The sequence below is a fragment of the Streptomyces sp. NBC_01525 genome (genome assembly GCF_045040405.1).
Taxonomy (GTDB): Bacteria; Actinomycetota; Actinomycetes; order Streptomycetales; family Streptomycetaceae; genus Streptomyces; species Streptomyces benahoarensis.
Window position 1 is genome coordinate 5,606,050 of the sequence record NZ_CP109397.1, and the last position, 21,225, is coordinate 5,627,274.

19 protein-coding genes and 1 pseudogene are annotated in these 21,225 nt (G+C 74.7%); 9 read left to right on the forward strand and 11 right to left on the reverse strand.

Features of this window, described 5'->3' with window-relative positions:
- Positions 1 to 8 precede the first annotated feature (8 nt).
- Complete coding sequence (locus tag OG422_RS24945; protein ID WP_405745778.1) at positions 9 to 1,205, reverse strand: serine hydrolase domain-containing protein; 1,197 nt, start codon at positions 1,203 to 1,205, stop codon at positions 9 to 11.
- 198 nt (positions 1,206 to 1,403) lie between these two features.
- On the opposite strand from OG422_RS24945, the gene OG422_RS24950 reads away from it, so the two are divergent.
- From OG422_RS24950 to OG422_RS24970, 5 genes are all read left to right on the forward strand, one after another.
- Positions 1,404 to 1,844 carry a hypothetical protein gene (locus tag OG422_RS24950; protein ID WP_405745780.1) on the forward strand — a complete coding sequence of 147 codons (441 nt, stop codon included), beginning with the start codon at positions 1,404 to 1,406 and terminating at the stop codon, positions 1,842 to 1,844.
- Between the two features lie 291 nt (positions 1,845 to 2,135).
- Positions 2,136 to 2,780, forward strand: coding sequence for a 2Fe-2S iron-sulfur cluster-binding protein (locus tag OG422_RS24955; RefSeq protein WP_143942357.1), 645 nt, complete (start codon positions 2,136 to 2,138; stop codon positions 2,778 to 2,780).
- Positions 2,777 to 3,766, forward strand: coding sequence for an FAD binding domain-containing protein (locus tag OG422_RS24960; RefSeq protein WP_405745783.1), 990 nt, complete (start codon positions 2,777 to 2,779; stop codon positions 3,764 to 3,766). The genes OG422_RS24955 and OG422_RS24960 overlap by 4 nt, the downstream gene beginning before the upstream one ends.
- 56 nt (positions 3,767 to 3,822) lie before the next feature.
- Entirely contained in the window at positions 3,823 to 5,946 is a 2,124-nt protein-coding gene (locus OG422_RS24965; protein ID WP_405745785.1) for a xanthine dehydrogenase family protein molybdopterin-binding subunit, read from the forward strand.
- A gap of 147 nt (positions 5,947 to 6,093) precedes the next feature.
- On the forward strand, positions 6,094 to 6,591 hold the full coding sequence (locus OG422_RS24970; protein WP_143942354.1) for an ATP-binding protein: 498 nt from the start codon (positions 6,094 to 6,096) through the stop codon (positions 6,589 to 6,591).
- A 58-nt stretch (positions 6,592 to 6,649) separates the two neighbouring features.
- On the opposite strand, the gene hutG is transcribed toward OG422_RS24970, so the two are convergent.
- Positions 6,650 to 7,615 (reverse strand): formimidoylglutamase, encoded by a 966-nt coding sequence (gene hutG / locus OG422_RS24975; protein ID WP_143942353.1) that lies wholly within the window; start codon positions 7,613 to 7,615, stop codon positions 6,650 to 6,652.
- 188 nt (positions 7,616 to 7,803) lie between these two features.
- Here hutG and hutC point away from each other — a divergent pair, with 188 nt between their 5' ends.
- Complete coding sequence (gene hutC, locus OG422_RS24980) at positions 7,804 to 8,586, forward strand: histidine utilization repressor (protein WP_251076685.1); 783 nt, start codon at positions 7,804 to 7,806, stop codon at positions 8,584 to 8,586.
- Positions 8,587 to 8,625: 39 nt separating this feature from the next.
- On the opposite strand, the gene OG422_RS24985 is transcribed toward hutC, so the two are convergent.
- On the reverse strand, positions 8,626 to 9,438 hold the full coding sequence (locus OG422_RS24985; protein ID WP_405745789.1) for an IclR family transcriptional regulator: 813 nt from the start codon (positions 9,436 to 9,438) through the stop codon (positions 8,626 to 8,628).
- Between the two features lie 142 nt (positions 9,439 to 9,580).
- On the opposite strand from OG422_RS24985, the gene OG422_RS24990 reads away from it, so the two are divergent.
- Entirely contained in the window at positions 9,581 to 11,068 is a 1,488-nt protein-coding gene (locus tag OG422_RS24990) for an amino acid permease (RefSeq protein WP_405745792.1), read from the forward strand.
- Between the two features lie 208 nt (positions 11,069 to 11,276).
- On the opposite strand, the gene hutU is transcribed toward OG422_RS24990, so the two are convergent.
- A complete protein-coding gene (gene hutU, locus OG422_RS24995; protein ID WP_405745794.1) occupies positions 11,277 to 12,944 on the reverse strand; it encodes a urocanate hydratase in 1,668 nt (555 codons plus the stop codon).
- A gap of 64 nt (positions 12,945 to 13,008) precedes the next feature.
- Positions 13,009 to 14,547 carry a histidine ammonia-lyase gene (hutH, locus tag OG422_RS25000; protein ID WP_405745796.1) on the reverse strand — a complete coding sequence of 513 codons (1,539 nt, stop codon included), beginning with the start codon at positions 14,545 to 14,547 and terminating at the stop codon, positions 13,009 to 13,011.
- A gap of 123 nt (positions 14,548 to 14,670) precedes the next feature.
- On the opposite strand from hutH, the gene OG422_RS25005 reads away from it, so the two are divergent.
- Positions 14,671 to 15,438, forward strand: a complete 768-nt coding sequence (locus OG422_RS25005) for an IclR family transcriptional regulator (protein WP_405745799.1) — start codon at positions 14,671 to 14,673, stop codon at positions 15,436 to 15,438.
- Between the two features lie 334 nt (positions 15,439 to 15,772).
- Here OG422_RS25005 and OG422_RS25010 read toward each other — a convergent pair whose 3' ends face one another.
- From OG422_RS25010 to OG422_RS25030, 5 genes and pseudogenes are all read right to left on the reverse strand, one after another.
- Positions 15,773 to 16,180, reverse strand: coding sequence for an SH3 domain-containing protein (locus OG422_RS25010; protein ID WP_405745802.1), 408 nt, complete (start codon positions 16,178 to 16,180; stop codon positions 15,773 to 15,775).
- Between the two features lie 268 nt (positions 16,181 to 16,448).
- A complete protein-coding gene (locus OG422_RS25015) occupies positions 16,449 to 16,637 on the reverse strand; it encodes a hypothetical protein (protein ID WP_143944874.1) in 189 nt (62 codons plus the stop codon).
- A 135-nt stretch (positions 16,638 to 16,772) separates the two neighbouring features.
- A complete protein-coding gene (locus tag OG422_RS25020; RefSeq protein WP_405745805.1) occupies positions 16,773 to 17,687 on the reverse strand; it encodes a DUF6777 domain-containing protein in 915 nt (304 codons plus the stop codon).
- A 194-nt stretch (positions 17,688 to 17,881) separates the two neighbouring features.
- Positions 17,882 to 17,989: pseudogene (locus tag OG422_RS25025) on the reverse strand (nuclear transport factor 2 family protein); the annotation flags it as partial.
- 7 nt (positions 17,990 to 17,996) lie between these two features.
- Complete coding sequence (locus OG422_RS25030) at positions 17,997 to 19,226, reverse strand: MFS transporter (protein WP_405745808.1); 1,230 nt, start codon at positions 19,224 to 19,226, stop codon at positions 17,997 to 17,999.
- A 115-nt stretch (positions 19,227 to 19,341) separates the two neighbouring features.
- Between OG422_RS25030 and OG422_RS25035 the strand changes: the two genes are divergently transcribed.
- Complete coding sequence (locus tag OG422_RS25035; protein WP_405745811.1) at positions 19,342 to 20,142, forward strand: helix-turn-helix domain-containing protein; 801 nt, start codon at positions 19,342 to 19,344, stop codon at positions 20,140 to 20,142.
- Between the two features lie 60 nt (positions 20,143 to 20,202).
- Here the strand turns inward: OG422_RS25035 and OG422_RS25040 are convergent, their stop codons facing one another.
- The gene (locus tag OG422_RS25040; RefSeq protein ID WP_405745814.1) at positions 20,203 to 21,207 is read right to left on the reverse strand and encodes an alpha/beta hydrolase; all 1,005 of its coding nucleotides are present in this window, start codon (positions 21,205 to 21,207) and stop codon (positions 20,203 to 20,205) included.
- Positions 21,208 to 21,225: the final 18 nt, after the last annotated feature.

Consider the following 21,225-nt stretch of genomic DNA (forward strand, 5'->3'; position numbering starts at 1 on the left):
GCCCCGCCTCAGCCCCCCGCCCTCTCCCCGAGCGCCGCGTACACGGCCGCGACCAGTCCGGCATGGCGCGGATCGTCCCCAGTGGTGCCGCCGCCGTAGCGGTTCATGACGTACGCGTACGCCAGGCCGTTCTCCGGGTCGGTGAAGGCGTACGAGCCGCCGGCGCCGCCGTGGCCGAAGGCGCGGGGGTTCGGCCCTGCGCGGCCCTGGGTGTTGAGGAGGTAGCCCAGGCCCCAGCGCACGTCGGTGCCGGGCGGTGCCAGCGGGCCCATCGCCAGGTCCGGTTCGCCCGGCCGTCCCTGGGGGCGCCGCATCGCGGCCAGCGTGTCCGCCCCGACCAGGGTGGTGCCGCCCAGCGCCGCGTACACCGTGGCCAGGCCGTGTGCGGAGGCGTGGACGTTGCCCGCCGGGATCTCCGCCGTGCGGTAGGTGGCGCTGTTGACGTCGCCGGTGGGGACCGACAGCAGGCTCAGCGCCGCCGCGGCCAGCGGATGCCCGTCGAGCGAGGCCAGCGGCGGGCGCGGCACACCGGGATACCGCTCCGCGAGCAGCCGCGCGTCGAGCTGCCCCACCATGTCGGCACAGCGCGGGTGTTCGGCCGCCGGGGTGCCGAGGAACACCCGGGCGCCGAGCGGCCCGGCGATCTCCGTGCGCAGGAACGCCCCGGCCGTGCGGCCGGTGATCCGCCGGATCACCTCGCCGACCAGGTAGCCGAACGTCACCGCGTGGTACCCCTGGGCGGTCCCCGGCTCCCACCACGGCTCCGTCGCGGCGAGCGCCGCGCACACCCGTGCGTGGTCGTACGCGGCGGGCAGCGGCAGTGGGGCGCGCGGGGCGATCAGCCCGGCGCGGTGGCTCAGCAGCCAGCGGACCGGCAGCTCGCCCTTGCCGCCCCGTGCGAAGTCCGGCCAGTACCGGGCCACCGGCGCGTCGAGGTCCAACGCGCCGCGGTCCACCAGGAGGTGGGCGCAGAGCGCGGTCATCCCCTTCGACGTGGAGTAGACGTTCACCAGGGTGTCCCGCTCCCAGCGGCGGGTGCGGGCGGCGTCCGCGTACCCGCCCCACAGATCGACGACCGGGACACCGTCCAGCAGCACGGCGACGGCCGCGCCGAGGTCGCCGTGGGCGGTGAAGTTCCGCTCGAATGCGGTGCGCACGCCCTCGAACCCGGGCGCACAGGCGCCGCCGAGCGGTGGCCGGACCATGGTTCCTCCCTACGGGACAGCCCTGGGGGGCGTCCCGCGCCGCGGCGGACCACCCGTCCGTACCAGACGTCCCCGGGGGCGCCCCGGAAGGAACCCGTCCGCCGCGGGCCGGTCCCCGGCTCCGGGTGGCTCCGGTCGCATGTGCCCGGCGCGCGGGTCAGCCTGGAGATGTCGTCCCCACTGAGAGGAAGGTCCACCGTGAACAGCGCGCAGCAGGCGAACCAGCCGGGGCAGCCGGGCCCGGTGCAGGGCAACGAGCGTTCCCCGCAGCCGTCGTCGGCGTACCACCCGGAGGCCGAGGTCGTCGTCGAGGTCACCGACTGTGCGACGGAGGACGCGCACGCCGTCTTCAGCGCGCTGCGCACCTCCTTCGTGTGCGACCGGGCGCCGGACGACGTGCCGCGCGCCGTGGCCGGTCCGCACCCCACCGTGTGGACCTCGACGTTCGACGTGACCGACCTCCTGGCGGAGCCCGGCCCCCGGCGGCTGACCGCGCCCGTCTCCATCAGCCTCCAGGGCGGCTACTGGGCGGTGGCCCGGCTGCGGGACAGCCTCCGCCCCGCCTTCGCCGTACGGGTCACCGGCACCGTCGCCGGGGACCAGGAACAGGAGGTCCAGCTCCAGCTGGAGAACCGCTGACCGTCACCTGGACGGCACCGGACCGGCCGGGCGAGGCCGCTCGCCGCACGGCCGCGCCGCCGCGCGGGCGGCCACCGCGCCTGATAGGCAGAGGGGACCCGCCACCGGCGGACGCGGCCCGGTCCGGGCGCGGGCGTCCGGACGGTGCGGGCGGCACCGGCCCGCCCGGTTCCGGCCGGGAGACCCGCCGGAGGGGCCGCGAAGCCCCGCCGGACCGTCCCGCAGCCGCACCTCCCCCCGCCGCGTGCGCCCGCGTACCGCGGCGCGTGGCCCAGCCCGAAAGGCGAGCGCGTGGAGCCCACCGCATCCCCTCCCGACGCCGCGGGACCGCCGCCCGGAGCCACCCGCTCCACGGTCACCCTGCACGTCAACGGCGTACCGCACCGGCTGACCCTCGACCACCGCACCACCGCCCTGGACGCGCTCCGCGTCCACCTCGGGCTGACCGGCACGAAGAAGGGCTGCGATCACGGACAGTGCGGCGCCTGCACCGTCCTCGTCGACGGGTGGCGCGCCAACAGCTGCCTGCTGCTCGCCGTCGCGCTGGACGGCAGCGCCCTCACCACCGTCGAGGGGCTCGCCGACGCCGACGGCCTCCACCCGCTCCAGCACGCCTTCATGGAGCGTGACGCGTTCCAGTGCGGCTACTGCACACCCGGCCAGCTCTGCTCGGCCGCCGGGATGCTCCAGGAGGCGGCCGACGGCCATCCCTCCCACGTCACCCCGGACACCGTGACTCCGGGCGCCCCGGTGGAGCTGACCGCCGACGAGATCCGGGAGCGGATGAGCGGCAACCTCTGCCGCTGCGGCGCCTATCCGCGCATCGTCGAGGCGATCGGCGACGCCACCGCGCACCCGGCCGCCCCTCCCGTGCCGCACACCGTCCACGGCATCGGGGCCGTCTCCGTCAACGGCGGCGGGAGGACGGCATCGTGAAACCCTTCGCCTATCTGCGCCCCGACACCGTCGACGAGGCCGTACGCGCCCGGGCCGCGCACCCCGGGGCCGCGTTCCTCGGCGGCGGCACCAACCTCGTCGACCTGATGAAACTGGGCGCGTGCGCCCCCGACCTGCTCATCGACGTCGGGCGGCTGCCGCTGGACCGGATCGAGGAGCTGCCCGACGGCGGGCTGCGCATCGGCGCCACCGTCCGCAACAGCGACCTCGCCGCCGCCCCTGTCGTCCAGGAGCGCTACCCGGTGCTCTCCCAGGCGCTGCTGGCAGGGGCCTCGGGGCAGCTGCGCAACGCCGCGACCACCGGTGGCAACCTCCTCCAGCGCACCCGCTGCTCCTACTTCCAGGACGTCTCCACGCCGTGCAACAAGCGGGAGCCGGGCAGCGGTTGCCCCGCCGTCGAGGGCGTCCACCGCGACCTCGCCGTCCTCGGGCATTCCGCGCACTGCGTCGCCACCCACCCCTCCGACCTGGCCGTCGCCCTCGCCGCCCTGGACGCCGCCGTCGAGGTGACCGGCCCGGACGGCGCCCGCACCGTCCCGGTCACCGCCCTCCACCGGCTGCCGGGCGAGCATCCGGAGCGGGACACGGTGCTGGAGCCCGGCGAACTGATCACCGCGGTGCGGCTGCCCCCGCCGCCGCCCCTGGCCCACGGGCGCTACCGCAAGGCCCGCGACCGCGCCTCGTACGCCTTCGCGCTGGTCTCCGTCGCCGCGCTGCTGGAGGTCCGCGACGGTGTGGTGCACCACGCGGCGCTCGCCTACGGCGGGCTGGCGCACCGGCCCTGGCGCGCCACCGCCGCGGAGGAGGCGCTGCGCGGCGCCCCGGCCACCGCCGACACCTTCGGCCGCGCCGCCGACGCCGAACTGTCCGCCGCCCGGCCGCTGCGCGACAACGGCTTCAAGGTGCCGCTGGCCCGACGGCTGACCGTCTCCGTCCTGGGCGCACTCGCCGCCCGCCACCGCTGACCCCGCGGGCGCCCCGCCGCGCGGCGCCCGCACCGACGCCCTGTGAGGACGCGCCCATGAGCCACGATCCGCAGCCCGTTCCCCCGGAGGCGCCCCGCCACCCGCTCGGGGCGCCCACCGCCCGCCGCGAAGGCCGCGCCAAGGTCACCGGCGCCGCCCGTTATGCCGCCGAGCACGCCCCGCCGCACCGCGTCCACGCCTGGCCGGTGCCCGCCACCGTCGCACGCGGCCGGATCACCTCCGTCGACACCGCGGACGCCCTCGCCCTGCCCGGGGTGCACGCCGTCCTCACCCACGAGAACGCGCCACGTCTGGAGCCGCCCGAGGACCCGGCCGTCGCCGTCCTCCAGGGGCCCGCCGTCCCGCACCGCGGCTGGTACGTCGCGCTCGCCGTCGCCGACACTCTCGAATCGGCCCGCGCCGCCGCCGAGGCCGTTCGCCTCACGTACGCCGCCGAGGAGCACGACGTCACCCTCACCCCGGACCATCCGGGCCTCTATCTGCCCAAGGAGGTCAACGGCGGCTATCCGGGGACGCGCGAGCGCGGCGACTTCGACGCGGCGTACGCCGGTGCGCTGGTCACCGTCGACGCGACGTACACCCTGACCGCGCTGCACAACCACCCCATGGAGCCGCACGCCGCCACCGCGTGGTGGGACGGCGGACATCTCACCGTCCACGACTCCACCCAGGGGTCGACCAAGGCGCGGGACGACCTCGCCGCGCTGTTCGGGCTGGACCCCCGGGATGTCACGGTCGTCTCCGAGCACGTCGGCGGCGGCTTCGGCTCCAAGGGCACCCTCCGCCCGCAGGCGGTCCTCGCCGCGATGGCCGCCCGGGTCACCGGCCGTCCCGTCACGCTCGCCCTGCCGCGCCGGGAGATGCCCGCCGTGGTGGGGCACCGGGCGCCCACCGTGCAGCGGGTGCGGCTGGGCGCCGGGGCCGACGGTGTGCTCACCGCCCTCGCGCACGAGGTGGTCACCCACACCTCGACGGTCAAGGAGTTCGTCGAGCAGGCGGCGGTCCCCGCCCGGGTGATGTACACCTCGCCGCACAGCCGCACCGTGCACCGCGTGGTGGCGCTGGACGTGCCGAGCCCGTCGTGGATGCGCGCCCCGGGCGAGGCACCCGGCATGTACGCCCTGGAGTCGGCGATGGACGAACTCGCCGTCCTCCTCGACCTCGACCCGGTCGAACTGCGGCTGCGCAACGAACCGGCGACCGAACCGGACACCGGCCGCCCGTTCAGCAGCCGGGGCCTGACCCGGGCGCTGCGGGAGGGCGCGGACCGCTTCGGCTGGCGCCCCCGCGACCCGCGCCCCGGCGTACGGCGCGACGGCGATCTGCTGCTGGGTACCGGCGTCGCCGCGGCCACCTATCCGGTGCTGATCTTCCCCTCGTCCGCCGAGGCGCACGCCGCGCCGGACGGCGGTTTCCGCGTCCGGATCAACGCCACCGACATCGGCACCGGTGCCCGTACCGTCCTCGGGCAGATCGCCGCCGAGGCGCTCGGCGTCCCGGAGGAGCGGGTCCGCGTCGAGATCGGCCGCAGCGATCTGCCCGATGCGTTCCTGGCCGGGGGCTCCTCCGGCACCGGCTCCTGGGGCTGGGCCGTCCACAAGGCGTGCCGCGCCCTGCGCGAAGACCTGAGTAATCGTCAACACCCGCTGCCCCGGGAGGGGTTGGCGGTCGCGGCGGACACGCGGGAGGAGATCGCCGCCGGATCGCCCTACGCCCGGCACGCGTTCGGCGCCCACTTCGCCGAGGTGCAGGTCGACACCGTCACCGGCGAGGTGCGGGTGCGCCGGATGCTCGGCATGTTCGCGGCCGGGCGGATCCTCAACCCCCGTACCGCGCGCTCGCAGTTCATCGGCGGGATGGCGATGGGCATCGGCATGGCGCTCACCGAGCACAGCACCATGGACCCCGTCGTCGGCGGCTTCACCGAACGCGATCTGGCCTCGTACCACGTCCCGGTCTGCGCCGACGTCCACACGATCGAGGCGCACTGGCTCGACGAGGGCGATCCGCATCTCAACCCGATGGGCAGCAAGGGCATCGGTGAGATCGGCATCGTCGGCGCCGCCGCGGCGGTCGGCAACGCCGTGCACCACGCCCTCGGCGTCCGCCTGCGCACCCTGCCGCTGACACCCGACGCCGTGCTGCCGCATCTGCCGTGACGGCCCGCGCGGGACGGCGCTGCGGGCGGCTCCCCCGGTTGCGGGCGGTGGCCGCCCGGGTGACGATGACCTTCACCCGTCAGTGACGAAAGCTCACCCTCCGTGTTTCTTTCCGGGGGAGGCGGGTGAGCCGTGTGTGAAGGAGCCATGACCATGACTGTCACCGCCCACCGTCGCTACGCGGCCGAGCTGCGGGTCACCGCGGAGCGGGTGCCGCAGATCCGGCGCATCGTGGCCGCGCATCTGCGCCACTGGCGACTGGCGGCGGAGATACCGGCCGCCTGCCGCGGGCTGGTCGAGCTGCTGGACCACGTCCGGCGGCACGTCGGACCGGACGCGATGTGCGTCGTCGAGGTCCGCTGGAGCGGCCGCCATCTGACCGTCTCGGTTGCCGACCGCGGTCCGCGGATGGCGCGGCTGGACAGCGCCCAGGGCGGCGGGCTGGCCGCCGTCGCCGCACTCAGCGACAGCTGGGGCACCTGCCCCACCGACGACGGCAAGGTCGTGTGGTTCACCCGGCGCGTCGGCGCCGCCCGCGCGACCCCGCTGACCGCACCGCAGTCACCGCGCGCCGTCCCCGACGCCAAGCCCGGACCGGGCGCGGAGGCCGACGTCCCGGAGGCGGGGGCGCCGGCACCGGTGTGAGGCGTCACCCGCCGGGCCCCGTGCGCGGCGGGACACCGCGCACGGGACGGTTCCGGCGTCAGCCGCGCCGCCCCCGTGCCTCCGGCGTCCCGGTGAGCGCGCGGTGCACCAGCCGGGCACCGGCGCGGGCGGTACGGGCGTCGATGTCGAGGTCCGGGTTGAGCTCCGCGACGTCGACCACCGCCAGCTTCCCGCTCGCCGCCACCGCCGTGACGACCCGCTCCACGACCTCCATCGGCACGCCGTACGCGGCGGGCGCGCTGACGCCCGGCGCCGCCGCCGCGGGCAGCACGTCCAGATCGATGCTGAGGTGGACGAGGTCGCAGGCGTCGAGGAACGCCCCGGCGAACGCCTCGACGCGGGCCAGGGAGAGCAGTCCGCAGTCGGTGTCCTCCAGGTAGTGCACCCCGAGCCGGTCCGCGGTGCGGAACAGCCGCTCGGTGTTGCTCAGGCGGCTGATCCCCAGCACCCGGTAGTCCAGCCGCCGTCCCTGACGCTCCTCGTCCCGCGCCATCTGGAGGAACGGCGTGCCGGAGCTGGGCCGCGGTGCGTCGCGCAGATCGAAGTGGGCGTCGAGGTTGAGCACCCCGAGCCGCGCCCCGCCTCGCACCGCGCGGCTCCCGGCCAGCCCCAGGTACGTGCCGTACGCCACCTCGTGGCCGCCGCCGAGGACCGCCACCGGGCCGCCCGCGTCGAGCAGCGCGGTGACCGCCTCGCCCAGCCGCCGCTGCCCGTCCTCCAGGTCGCCGTCGCCGACCACGACGTCCCCGGCGTCCACGGCGCGCAGCGGCGCGGGCAGCGCCACGGAGGCGAGCGCGGACCGCAGCGCCACGGGGCCGCCGGCCGCACCCGGCCGCCCCTGGTTGCGGCGGACGCCCTCATCGCTGCGGAAGCCGACGAACGCGGCGTCCCGGGGCGCGTCCGCGCCGGTCAGCGGCGTGGTCACGTGGTGCCAGCGCAGCACGTCGTCGCCGTCCCCGTCGCTCCGTCCGGTCCACGGCTCCGCCGCCACGTCCACGGTCATCGTCCGCCCTTTCCGCCTCGCCCACCGGACGGTCCGCCCGGTCGGCTCCATGACAGCGCCGCTGTACCCGCCGGACCAGGGCGGACGCCGGTTCTCCTCGGATCCGAGACAGTGTTCGGCCACGCCCTAGAATCTTCCTGACGCGGCGCGGTTCCGCGCAGACGGGCAAAGCAGGCAAAGCGGTACGGGTGACGACGACGAGGGCGGGAAACGGCGTGGCGGCGGAGGCGGCGGAGCTCGCGCGACGGTATGCGGCGACCGCGTCCGGGGCGACGCCCGCGTATCAGCGGGTCAAGGACCTGGTGACCGAGCAGATCATGAGCGGCCGCTGGCGGGAGGGCGACGCCCTGCCGTCGGAGAGCCGCTTCGTCGAGGCGCTGGGCCTGTCCCGGATGACGGTCAACCGCGCGCTGCGTGAACTGGCCGCCCAGGGGCTGATCCGCCGCGTCATGGGCGTCGGCAGCTTCGTCGCCCTGCACAAGGGCAGCTCGGCGCTGGTCGAGGTGCACAACATCGCCGACGAGGTGAGCGCGCGCGGCCACCGCCACCGCACCGAGGTGCGCTTCGTCCGCGAGGAGGCGGCGGGCCAGGAGACCGGCGCCCGCTTCGGAATCGGCGAGGGCACCCCGGTGTTCCACTCCCAGGTGGTCCACTTCGAGGACGACGTGCCCATCCAGCTGGAGGACCGCTACGTCCACCCGGACTTCGCCCCCGGCTACCTGGAACAGGACTTCACCCGGCGCACCCCGTTCACCTTCCTGTCCGAGGTGGCGCCGCTGGGCAAGGGCGAGCATGTCGTGGAGGCGGTGCTGCCGTCGGCGGACGAGTGCCGGATCCTGCGGGTGGCGGCGTCCGAGCCGTGCCTGCTGATCCAGCGCCGTACGTGGTCGGGCGAGGCGCTGGTGAGCGTCGCGCGGCTGCTGCATCCCGGCTCGCGTTACCGCCTGATGGGCACCTTCGACCCCCGCTGACCGGCCGGCCTCCGGGACGTGACCGGGGTGACGGTACGGTCAGGAAGCCCGCGGGTGCGGGGCGCGGCCGGAGACGGCGGCGGTCAGCCGGGCGGCGCCGCTCAGCAGGGCGTCGCGGATGCGCTCCGCGTCGTGCGGCTGGTGGTGGCGGCACCAGGTGGCCGAGAGCGCGGCGACCGGGTGCCCGAGATGGTCGAAGGCGGCCACGCCGATCGAGCGGAGGCCGGGCGCGACCAGTTCGGTCTCCTCCGACCAGCCGCGGGTCCGCTCCCGGTCCAGCTCGGCGCGGAGCTCGGTCAGTGACCGGGGGCCCTTGCCGGTGCGGGTGACGAGGGCGCCGGGGCGCGGGAAGGCGGCGCGCAGCTGGGCCTCGGCGCAGTGCGCGAGCAGCGCCCGGCCGGTGGCGGTCAGATGGGCAGGCAGGCGCACGCCGACGCCGGTGACGAGCGCCCGGCCGGTGTCGTGGCGCCGGGCGGGCGGCTGCTCCTTGAGCAGGTAGACCGTCTCGGCGCCGTGCAGCACGCCCAGGTGCACGGGGTGCCCCAGCCGCCGGGCGAGGGCGCCCGCGACGGGGCGGGCGAGACGTTCGAGGGGTTCGTGGCGGCGGTGTGCCGCACCGAGCTCCAGGGCGGCGGCACCCAGGCCGTACGCCCGCTCCTCGGGGAGATGGACGACGAAACCGCGATCGATCAGGATCGCCAGGATGTGGTAGGCGGAGGATGACGGAATTCCCAGCTCGCGGGCGAGCGTGGCGGCACGCACCGGCCCGGGACGCGTGGCGAGGTGGCCGAGGATGTCCAGCGCCCGCCCGACGGCGGGCGATGCGCTCGACCCACGCTCCTGTTCCTGCACCGGATCACCTCTTGACGTGCCTGTCTATACAGGAATATACAGGCGCTCTTGCGGTCTTGCGAGGTGCGCCGGAGGCCGGTTGGGCCGGGCCGTGCGCCGTATGTCAGGGACGGACGTGCCATTCCCCGAGGAGGGGCATCCTTTGACCACCGAAACAGCGACGCTGCGCAGGGGCCTGCGGTCGCGCCATATTCGTTTCATCGCGCTCGGTTCCGCCATCGGCACCGGCCTTTTCTACGGATCGTCCGAGGCGATCCAGGCGGGCGGCCCGGCCGTTCTGCTTGCTTATCTCATCGGCGGTGCCGCGGTTTTCCTGGTGCTGCGCTCGCTCGGCGAAATGGCCGTGCACCACCCGTGCGCGGGCTCTTTCGGTGAGTACGCGACCCGGCATCTCGGGTCGCTCGCCGGATTCACCACCGGCTGGACGTACGCCTTCGAAATGGTCATCGTCTGTATCGCCGACATCACCGCGCTCGGCGTCTACATGGGTTTCTGGTTTCCCGACGTACCGCGCTGGATCTGGTTGCTGGCGGCGATTCTCGTCATCGGCGTGCTCAATCTCTTCCATGTCAAGGTCTTCGGGGAGATGGAGTTCTGGCTGTCGCTGGTGAAGGTCGTCGCCATCGTCGCGATGATCATCGCCGGGGCTGTGGTGCTGGTCATCGGCTTCAAGGGCGGTGGAGGCGCGCATACCGGGATATCCAACCTCTGGTCCCACGGCGGATTCTTCGCCCAGGGCACCCAGGGCTTCATCCTCTCCTTCGCGGTGGTGATGTTCGCCTTCGGCGGCACCGAGATCATCGGCGTCACCGCGGGTGAGGCGGAGGACCCGAAAAAGACGATTCCGGGCGCGGTCAACTCCATTCCCGTGCGCATCGTGCTCTTCTACGTCCTGACCCTCGCGGTCATCATGTCGCTGAATTCCTGGGAAAACGTCGGCTCCGACGGCAGCCCGTTCGTGCAGATCTTCGTCGGCCTCGGCATCAAATCCGCCGCGACCGTGCTGAATATCGTCGTGGTGGTCGCGGCGCTCTCCGCCATCAACAGCGACATCTTCGCCGCGGGCCGCATCATGTACGGAATGGCCGAGCGAGGCCAGGCGCCGAAGGTGATGCGGAAGCTTTCCCGCAGCGGAGTGCCGGTCATGACCGTCACGATCATGATCGGTGCGCTGCTGCTGGGCGTTCTGCTCAATTACCTGATTCCCGACCGGATCTTCCTCATCATTTCCTCGATCGCGACGTTCGCGACCGTCTGGGTCTGGCTGATGATCCTGCTGACGCAGATGAAGGCGCGCCGCGCGATGCGTCCCGAGGAGGAGGCGGCGCTCGACTACCCCGCGCCGTTCTGGCCCTACGGGCAGATCATCGCGGTCGTCTTCATGACGGCGGTGATGGTGCTGCTGGCCTTCTCCGCGAGCACCCGCGTCGCGCTGATCGTCGGCGCCGTGTGGCTCGTCCTGCTGGCGGTCATCCACCGCGTCTGGCTCCGCCCGCGCGAGGCCGCCCGGGCGGTGACCCCGGCTGCCGCGACCGCCACCGGGCCCGCGACCGCCACCGGGCCCGCCGATTCCGAGGACGGCCCGGACGCGGAGGCCCGTACCTCCGTCGCGCCCACCGCCGCCGAGTAGCCGCACCCGGCGTTTCCCCAGGGCTTTCCCAGGCCCCGCTCCACGTGCCCGTGCCAGGCGTGGAGCGGGGCCTTTTCCGTGCCCGCACACCCCTGGCCGTACGGGGCAAGGGCCCCGGCGCCCTCCCCGTACCAGACCTACCGCACACCAAACGCCCGCACGGCGCAGGAACCCTGCGCCGTGCGGGCGTCATGGACGACCACGAGGGTCACGCGGAGGCGTCGTCCTCCCGCATCGGGACGCGGACGTGGCGCTCGGTGGCGACGTTCTCGGCGATGTCGTAACCGGCGTCCACGTGCCGGATCACGCCCATGCCCGGGTCGTTGGTCAGCACCCGGCGGACCTTCTCGCCCGCCAGCGGCGTACCGTCCGCGATGCAGACCTGGCCCGCGTGGATCGAGCGGCCCATGCCGACGCCGCCGCCGTGGTGGAGGGAGACCCAGGACGCGCCGGAGGCGACGTTCACCATGGCGTTGAGCAGCGGCCAGTCCGCGATGGCGTCCGAACCGTCCTTCATCGCCTCGGTCTCGCGGTACGGCGACGCGACCGAACCGCAGTCCAGGTGGTCACGGCCGATGGCCAGCGGCGCCTGGAGCTCACCGGAGGCCACCATGTCGTTGAAGCGCTCACCGGCCTTGTCCCGCTCGCCGTAGCCGAGCCAGCAGATACGGGCGGGCAGGCCCTGGAAGTGGACCCGCTCGCCGGCCATCTTGATCCAGCGGTGCAGTGACTCGTTCTCCGGGAAGAGGTCGAGCATCGCCTTGTCCGTCTTGTGGATGTCCGACGCCTCACCGGACAGCGCCGCCCAGCGGAACGGGCCCTTGCCCTCGCAGAACAGCGGACGGATGTACGCCGGGACGAAGCCGGGGAAGGCGAACGCCCGCTCGTAGCCCGCCAGCTGCGCCTCACCGCGGATCGAGTTGCCGTAGTCGAAGACCTCGGCCCCGGCGTCCAGGAAGCCGACCATCGCCTCGACGTGCCGGGCCATCGACTCACGGGACCGGGTGGTGAAGCCCGCCGGGTCCTTCGCGGCCAGCGACTGCATGTCCGCGAAGTCGACGCCGACCGGGAGGTACGACAGCGGGTCGTGGGCCGAGGTCTGGTCGGTGACGATGTCGATCGGCGCGCCCTCGGCGAGCATCCGCGGCAGCAGCTCCGCGGCGTTGCCCAGCAGGCCGATGGAGAGCGGCTTGCGCTGGTCACGGGCCTCGGTCGCCAGCTGGAGCGCGTGCTCCAGGCTGTCGGCCTTCACATCGAGGTAGCGGTGCTCGATGCGGCGCTCGATGGCGCGCGGGTCGCAGTCGATGCAGATCGCGACGCCGTCGTTCATCGTCACGGCCAGCGGCTGGGCGCCGCCCATGCCGCCGAGACCGGCGGTGAGGGTGATCGTCCCGGCCAGCGTGCCGTTGAACTTCTTCGCGGCGACCGCGGCGAACGTCTCGTACGTGCCCTGGAGGATGCCCTGGGTGCCGATGTAGATCCACGACCCGGCGGTCATCTGGCCGTACATCGTCAGGCCCAGCTGCTCCAGGCGGCGGAACTCCTCCCAGTTCGCCCAGTCGCCGACCAGGTTGGAGTTGGCGAGCAGCACCCGCGGCGCCCACTCGTGGGTCTGCATCACGCCCACCGGGCGGCCCGACTGGACGAGCATCGTCTCGTCCTGCTTGAGGGTCTTCAGCGTGCGGACCATCGCGTCGAACGAGCGCCAGTCCCGGGCGGCCTTACCGGTGCCCCCGTAGACGACCAGGTTGTCGGGGTGCTCCGCCACCTCGGGATCCAGGTTGTTCTGCAGCATGCGCAGGGCGCCTTCCTGCTGCCAGCCCAGCGTGCTCAGCTGCGTGCCACGGGTGGCCCGTACCGGTCGTGCACCGTGCATGGTGAGTCCTTTTCCGTGAGAGAGATCGGTGTGCGTCTGTGGAGAGAGCGGGGGAGGAGCCGGGTCAGTGCAGCGGGCCGGTGACGGCCTCCGCGGCGCGCAGCGCCTCGCCGGAGGCGACGTAGCGGACCGCGGCCTCGATCTCGGGGGCCAGGTAGCGGTCGGTGCCCGGGCCGGGGACGTCGCGGCGGAGCCCGGCGACGACCGCGGCGGTGGCCGGGGACGGCGTCAGCGGGGCGCGCAGATCCAGGGCGCGGGCGGCGGTCAGCAGCTCCACCGCGATCACCCGGGTGAGCCCGTCGACGCCCTTGCGCAGCTTCCGCGCCGCGGACCAGCCCATCGACACATGGTCCTCCTGCATCGCGCTGGAGGGGATCGAGTCGACCGACGCGGGCGCGGCGAGCCGCTTCAGCTCCGAGACGATGGCCGCCTGGGTGTACTGCGCGATCATGTGGCCGGAGTCCACGCCCGGGTCGTCGGCGAGGAAGGCGTTCAGCCCGTGGTTACGCGCCACGTCCAGGAAGCGGTCGGTACGGCGCTCGGCGACCGAGGCGACGTCGGCGACGGAGATGGCGAGGAAGTCGAGGACGGCGGCGACCGGCGCGCCGTGGAAGTTGCCGTTGCTCGCCACCCGCCCGTCGGGTGTCACCACCGGGTTGTCGACGGCGCTCGCCAGCTCCCGCGAGGCGACCAGCGCGGCGTGCGCGGCGGTGTCCCGCGCGGCGCCGTGCACCTGCGGCGAACAGCGCAGCGAGTACGCGTCCTGGACCCGGGTGCACTCCGGGCCGCGGTGGCTCGCCACGATCGCCGAGTCGGCCAGCACCGCGCGGAGGTTGGCGGCGCTGTCGGCCTGCCCCGGGTGCGGGCGCAGCGCCTGGAGGTCGGCGGCGAACACCGCGTCCGTACCGAGCTGTCCCTCGACGCTCATCGCCGCGCCGATGTCGGCGGTGGCCAGCAGCGTCCGCAGGTCGTGCAGGGCGAGAATCAGCTGCCCCAGCATGCCGTCGGTGCCGTTGATGAGGGCCAGGCCCTCCTTCTCCTGGAGCACGACCGGGGTGATCCCGGCGGCGGCCAGCGCCACGGCGGCCGGCCGCAGCTCGCCCGTGGCGTCGCGGACCTCGCCCTCGCCCATGACCGCCAGCGCGCAGTGTGCGAGCGGCGCCAGGTCGCCGGAGCAGCCGAGCGAGCCGTACTCCCGCACGACGGGCGTGATGCCCGCGTTCAGCAGCGACGCGTACGCCTGCGCCGTCTCCGGCCGGACGCCGGTACGGCCGGTGGCGAGGGTGGACAGGCGCAGCAGCATCAGCGCCCGGATCACCTCGCGCTCCACCTCGGGGCCGGAGCCCGCGGCGTGCGAGCGGACCAGGCTGCGCTGGAGCTGGGCGCGCAGCTCGGTGGGGATGTGACGGGTGGCGAGGGCACCGAAGCCGGTGGAGACGCCGTAGTGCGGCGTGACGTCGTCGGCCAGCGCCTCGACGACCTTCCGGCTCTGGCCGATCTCCTGCTGGGCCGCCGCCGAGATCTCCACGGGGGCACCGTGGCGGGCGACGGACACGACATCGTCGGCGCTGAGCGGGCCGACGTCAACGAGAACGTGGTTCATGTCTCCATGAAGCACCGGGTGACAAGGGTTCCGCCATGTCCGCCGCGGGTCTTGTGTCTGGGATCCAAGACATTGGGCGGGCGCCGGGGCGTCTCGCCGACAAGACGGCGGTAGCGTCACCGCATGTCCATCGTGCCCGCGGCGGCCCAGGTCCTGGCCGTACTGCGCTATCTCGCCCGGCAGGCCGGCCCGGTCCAGGCCGCCGCCATCAGCCGTGACGTGGGGCTGCCCCGCTCCACGACGTACCACCTCCTCGACACCCTCGTGCACGACGGTTTTGTGGTGCATCTGGCGGACGAGCGCCGCTACGGCCTCGGCGTCAGCGCCTTCGAACTCGGCTCCGGCTACAGCCGCCAGGCGCCGCTGGCCCGGCTGGCCCGCGTGCCGCTCGCCGGACTCGTGGACCGCACCGGCCACAGCGCCCATCTCGCGGTGCTGCACGGCCGCGAGGTCATCTACGTCATCGAGGAACGGGCCCTGGGGCGGCCGCCGCTGGTGACCGAGGTAGGGGTGCGGCTCCCCGCGCATCTGACCGCCAGCGGCCGGGCGATGCTGGCCCGCCTCGCGCGGGCGCAGGTGCGGGCGCTGTTCCCGGACCCGTCGGTGTTCGTGGAGCGCACCGGCACCGGGCCACGGTCGCTGTCCGCGCTGCACCAGCTGCTCGTCGAGGTGCGGCGGCGCGGCTACGCCACGGAGGAGGGCGAGGTCACCGCCGGGTTCTCGTCGGTGGCGGCGCCGGTCCTCGATCACGGGGCGCATCCGATCGCCGGGGTGGCGACGACCTTCCCGGCGGCCGAGGTGGACGCCGCCCAGCGCGCCCGGCTGGCCGAGGAGGTCGCCCGCACCGCCCGCGACCTCACCCTCCGAGTCGGCGGCACCCCGGCCACCTGACCCACGAACGGCCCCGCCCCACAAGAGCGTTGACGCAACGTTCAGCGAACGGCAACCCGCCGCGGCCAGCCTCTTCCGTACGGGCCTTCGCCGATGCGCCACGGGGGAGAAGGCCCGGCCAGATCCCGGGCGGCCGCGGGGGCGGACGCACCGGGTGCACGGACGCGGGGCCCGACGGGGGAGGGTCCGGCGCCCGTGCCGGGGCCGTCCACGGGGGAAGGCGGCCCGGCGTCCGGGGCGGCGGGGGTCCGGCCCGCCACCCGGACGCGTGAGGGCCCGGCACCGAGGGGGTGCCGGGCCACGGGCATGTCCCGGGGCGACCGTGCGGGAGCGGTCAGCCCCGGGCGCCCTGGTGCGCGGCGCCGTCCGCGGTCCGGAAGCGCTGCACGTCCTTGCAGAACGGCACGGGGCCGGTGTTGGCGACGTACTTGGCGGCGACCCAGGCCGCGCGGTCGCGCAGCTGGTACCAGACGTCGTTCCCGCCGACGTTCTGCGCACGGACCTTGCAACGCAGCCCGACCTGCGCGCCGTGGCGCTGATAGCCGGTGGCGGGAGCGTCCGTGCTCGGGTACCGGCGCTCCTTCATGCCGGTGGCCGAGAGGACCTTGCCGTACGGCTGCGCGACGGCCGCCTGGGCCGGGGCCGCGCCGAGCAGTGTGGAGCCGAGGGCGGCGGCCGCGGCCAGCGCGCCTGCGGTGGTGCCGAACTTCTTGCCGCGTGCGAGGGTGCCGCTCATGGACATGGGAGGTCTCCTGTTCTCGACGTGCAATGACGCCCATTGCCGCGAGGGGGACATTACGCCCGAAATGCCTCCGTGTCGGTGTCGAATCACGGGAGAACAGCTGATCGTGTGAGCGGTGTTCGGGTGCCCGGCGGCCCCTTACGGCCTCGCCCGCGAGGGTCAGTGGCCGTCGCGCTGACCCTCGCGGGCGAGGCCGTTACAGCGGTGCTCCGCGCCTCCCGGGGGCGCAGTGGCCCGGGAGCGCGGAGCGCGTCCGCGTCGCCGCCGCTCATGGCAGATAGCGTTCGAGGGCGGCGGCCCCTTTCTCGTCGATCATGCGCCGTGCCCACTCCAGGCTCTCGGGGTTCGGTTCCCGCCCCGACGCCCGCACCAGATCCTCGGCGTCGAACGGCCGCTCGCCGCCGGTGAACAGTTCCTTCGGCCGCTCGGTGGTCGATCCCTCGTCGTCAGCGCTCACGGATTCCTCCTCTTCCGGCCCTCCCGGACACCTGCTCACCGCCCGGCCACGGCCGACGCTCACTTCGGGTCCCTCCATCATGCTGCCGCCGCCCCCGGTCCGCACGGCGTCGGGCCGGAGCGCGGCGGGCGGCTCTCACGGCGCCGTGCGGTCGGCGTCCCCGGTGGTCCCGCGCGGGCGGACGAACTGGCGCCCGGTGGTGGGGTCGACCAGGACGAAGTCCGTCACCTCCGCCGACGTCTGCCGCACCGCGATCGTGCGGCCCGGGTCGTACCCCGGCCACGCCTGGCCCTCGGCGGGCGGCGACTTCTTCAGCTCGACCGGCGGCGTCAGCGGGTTGCCGCCCACGCAGCGGACCCGCGGCACCCCGTGCCCGTCGACGAGCACCGCGGTCCCGGCCTGCATCACCGCCTGGTAGTCGGTGGCCTCGCCGTCGAGGAAGCCGTGGGCGGTGATCTGGGTGTCGTACCGCAGCTCGACGGGGGTGAGGGCACGCACCGCCTCCGGGAGGGCCGAGTCCTCGATGCCCTCGGTGTCGGCGAACGCGGCGGCCCGCCCGAGATCGGCCTGCAGATACCGGATCAGCTGGCCGGTGTCGCAGGAGGCCGTGGAGCGCCTGCCGCCGTAGAGGCCGTGCAGCGACCCGGGGAGGTCGCGGACGGTCTGGGGGCGGCGCGGGGCGGCGTGCGGCGCCGGGGGGCCGGTCCGCCGGGCCACCGACGCGGTGAACGGGTCGGGCCCCGGCTCGTGCAACGGCAGCGGCAGCAGCCCGGTGCGGGCCTCGGCGGCGGCGGGCGCGCCCTGGTACGGCCGGGTGAGGAAACCGGTCAGGAGCAGAGCGGCCGCCAGTATCCCGGCGGGCAGCGCGAGCCGGGCGGTGCGGTGCCACCAGGGCGCGCGCCGGGCCGGGCGGACCGGGCGCCCGACCGCGGCCGGATGCCCTTCGGGCGGATGCCCGGCCGGGGTGCGCCTGGCTGGTTCCCCCGGCGCCTGGGGGGCGTCGGCCGGGTCCGGGTGCCCGTGTTCGGGCGGGGGTGGTGTCGTGGTCACGGCCCTCTCCGATCGTCCGGCGTCCGTGGGCGGGTGGCACGGGGGCGGGACGGCTCCCGGGGCGCGGGCCCCCTTCGTTCTGTTCCGTTCCGTCCCTCTTCGTCCCTGCCGGGACCATTGTCTGCCCGGCGCCGCCACGGGCCGCAAGCCGGGCGGCGGACCGGGCCTCGCGGACGTACCGTGCGCCCCCGGTGTCAGACGAAGAAGGCGTTCATCCCGGGCACATCGGAGAGGTAGGTCTCGATCCGCGCGATCCTCCCGCCGCGGAGCGTGCAGACCGTGGCCAGGTGCTCGTCCAGCACAGCACCTTCACCGGCCCGCGTCACCGACCGGCAGCAGCCCGACGAGGAGCCCGGCGAGTGCGGCGGCGCACCCGGTGGCCACCACCGCGGGCCAGCCGCCCGCCGTCCAGGCCAGCGCACCGCACAGCGAACCGGCCGCGATCCCCAGGAAACGCAGCGTGAAATAGAGGGTGTTGAGGCGGTTGTGCTGCGCCGCATCGAGGCGGAACAGCACCGTCTGGGTGGTGGCCTGCCCGCCCCACACCCCCACGTCCAGCACGATCACGCCCGCGATCACCCACCACAGCGAGCCGGTGCCGGGCAGCAGCACCAGCCACCCGGCGACCACCAGACCGGTCAGCGCCGCCATCGCCCCGCGCCGCCCCCACCGCTCCGCCAGCCGCCCCGCGTACGGCGACGCGGCCGCGCTGGCCGCCGCCACCAGCCCGAACAGCCCGATCCGCGCCGGGTCGAGCCGGTGCTCGTGCGCCAGCAGGAACGTCAGCGTCGTCCAGAAGGCGCCGAACGCCACGCCCACCAGCGCACCCGACACCGTCACCACCCGCACCACCGGCCGCCACCACAGCCGGGGCAGCGAGGCGAGGGTGGCGCGGTAGCCGGGACCCCCGGCCGCCGGGAGCGGCGGCAGCGCCCGCCGCAGTACGGCCATCAGCCCCAGCGTGGCCAGGCACGAGACGCCGTACACGGTCCGCCAGCCCGCCAGCTCCGCCAGCGCCCCGGCGTACGCGCGCGAGGCCAGCACCCCGACGAGCAGCCCGCCCTGCACCGTGCCGACGATCCGGCCCCGGCCCGCCGCCGGGCCGCCCGACGCGTCCGCCAGCGCCACGGCGAGCGGCGTGAGCAGCTGCGGCACCGGCGACAGCACCCCGAGCGCGAAGCCCGCCACGAGCAGGCACCACACCGACGGCGCCACCGCGCACACCGCGAGCGCCGCCGCCGACCCCCACCCCAGCGTGAGGATCAGCCGCCGCCGGTCGTGACTGTCGCCCGCCGGTACCAGCAGCAGAATGCCCGCCGCGTACCCCGCCTGTGTGACGGTCGGCAGCGCCCCGAGCGTCCCGGCGTCGGCGCCCAGCGACCGGGCGATGGCGTCCAGGAGCGGTTGGTTGAGATAGACATTGGCGGCCGTGACGGCGGCGGCGACCGCGAGCAGCGGCACCGGCGACCGGCCGCCGCGCACCGTACGGCCGCCCGGCACACCGTCGCTGACCTGGGCAGAAGGAAGAGAATGGCTCACAGCCCCCGACGCTAGGGCGCCGCCGCACGGCATACTTTCGAGCCCCGGCCGTCCCCTGTCGAGAAGCGGCCGGGACGGCGGGCCGCCACCCGCCGGGCGGAAAGGAGCGGGCACGGTGTACGGCAAGAGCGAGGACCGGGACGACTACCAGCACGTCCCCCGGCCACTGGCCGCGATGGCCCGCGACCTCCCCGACGGCCACCACATCCCGCCGCACCGCCACCGCCGCCACCAACTCCTCTACGGCACGACCGGCGCGATCACCGTCACCACCCCGCACGGCACCTGGGTGGTCCCCGCCACCCGCGCCGCCTGGCTCCCGGCCGGGCTCACCCACGCGATGACCTGCGCCGGGGCGGTCGCCCTGCGCACCCTCTACGTCGACCCCGCGGCCGCCGGACACCTCACCGCCGCCCCGGCCGTGGTGCCCGTCTCCCCGCTGCTGCGCGAACTCATCGACGAGGCGACCCGCATCCCCGTCGCCTACGACCCCGACGGCCGGGACGGCGCCCTGATGCGGCTGCTCCTCCTCCAGCTCGCCCCCGAACCGCTCCCCGCGCTGCACCTCCCGGCGCCCGGCGACGCCCAGCTGGACGAGGTCTGCGCGGCCGTCCGCCGCGACCCGGGCGCCCGCTGGTCCACCGCCGACCTCGCCGCCCGCGCCCACCTCAGCCCCCGCGGACTGCACCGCCGCTTCACCGCCGCGACGGGCATGAGCCCCGCCCGCTGGGTCCAGCAGGCCCGCCTGCTCCACGCCGTCACCCTGCTGGCCGCCGGCACCCCCGTCACCGCCGTCGCCGGAGCCCTCGGCTACGCCACCCCCAGCGCCTTCACCGCGATGTTCCGCCGCACCCTCGGCACCACCCCCAGCGGCTACTTCACCGCGCCGACCGGGCCGGGCGACGGCGCGGCGTGAGGCGCGACGGTCCGCTCCCGGGCCCGGCCGGGCGGCCCGGGAGCGGAGGTCGCCGACGGCTTACGCCTTCTTGAGCCGGGCGATGATGCCGTCGATGTCGTTCCGCGCGCGCTCGGGGCGGATGAAGTGCCCGCCGGGCTCCTCGTGCGCCTCGTACGCGATTCCGGCGCCGTCCAGAGCGGCCCGGAACTCCTGCTGGCCGCGCAGGACTTCGGTCTCGTTGAGCAGGTCGAACGGGTCGACGGGGTTGGGGCTCGTCCCGGCGACCAGGAAGACCCGCTTGTCGCGGTAGCTGTCCAGGTGCTCCATCGGGTTGTCGGCGCTGACCTTCGCCTCGTCCCACAGCGGCGCGCCGTAGATGGTGCCGCCCGCCAGGTCCAGCGCGGCGGCGGAGACGTTCGCCCAGTTGGCGACGGCACCCAGGTCGCGGCGGAGGCTCGGCGGGCCGGAGTGCGCGCTGACCGACGCGAAGCGGTCCGGGTACTTCGCCGCGTACTTGAGCGCGCCGAAGCCGCCCATGGAGAACCCGCTGACGGCCCGGCCGTCGTGCTCCGCGTACGTCCGGAAGTTCGCCTCGACCCACGGCATCAGCTGGGCCATGTGGAACGTCTCCCAGTTGCGGGGCCCGGAGTTGGAGTTGACCGGGTCGGAGTACCACCCGGCGTGGCCGCCGTCGGGCATCACGACGATCAGTGGCTTCCCGGCGGTCCAGGCGCGGATGCCGCCTTCCGGCAGCCGGTCCCAGGTCATGAAGTCCTGGTCGGTGCCGCCGCCGTGGAAGAGGTAGAGGACGGGGTAGGTGCGGTCGCCGGTGTGGTAGTCGTCGGGCAGCAGGACGTTGACGGCGGGCTGCCAGCCGATCGCGTCGGTCGCGAATGTGTAGAACCACATCCGGGCGTCGTGCTCGTCGCGCTGGACGATACGCAGCCCGGAACCGTCGCCCGGCGCCGCACTGGCCGGGGCGGCGGCCGACAGGACCCCCGCCCCGCCGAGCGCCAGCGCGGCGGAGACCCCGCCGACGGCCTTCAGCACGTTCCGGCGGCTGGTGCGGTGCTCGCTCAACATGACCTCCAGGTCGGAAGG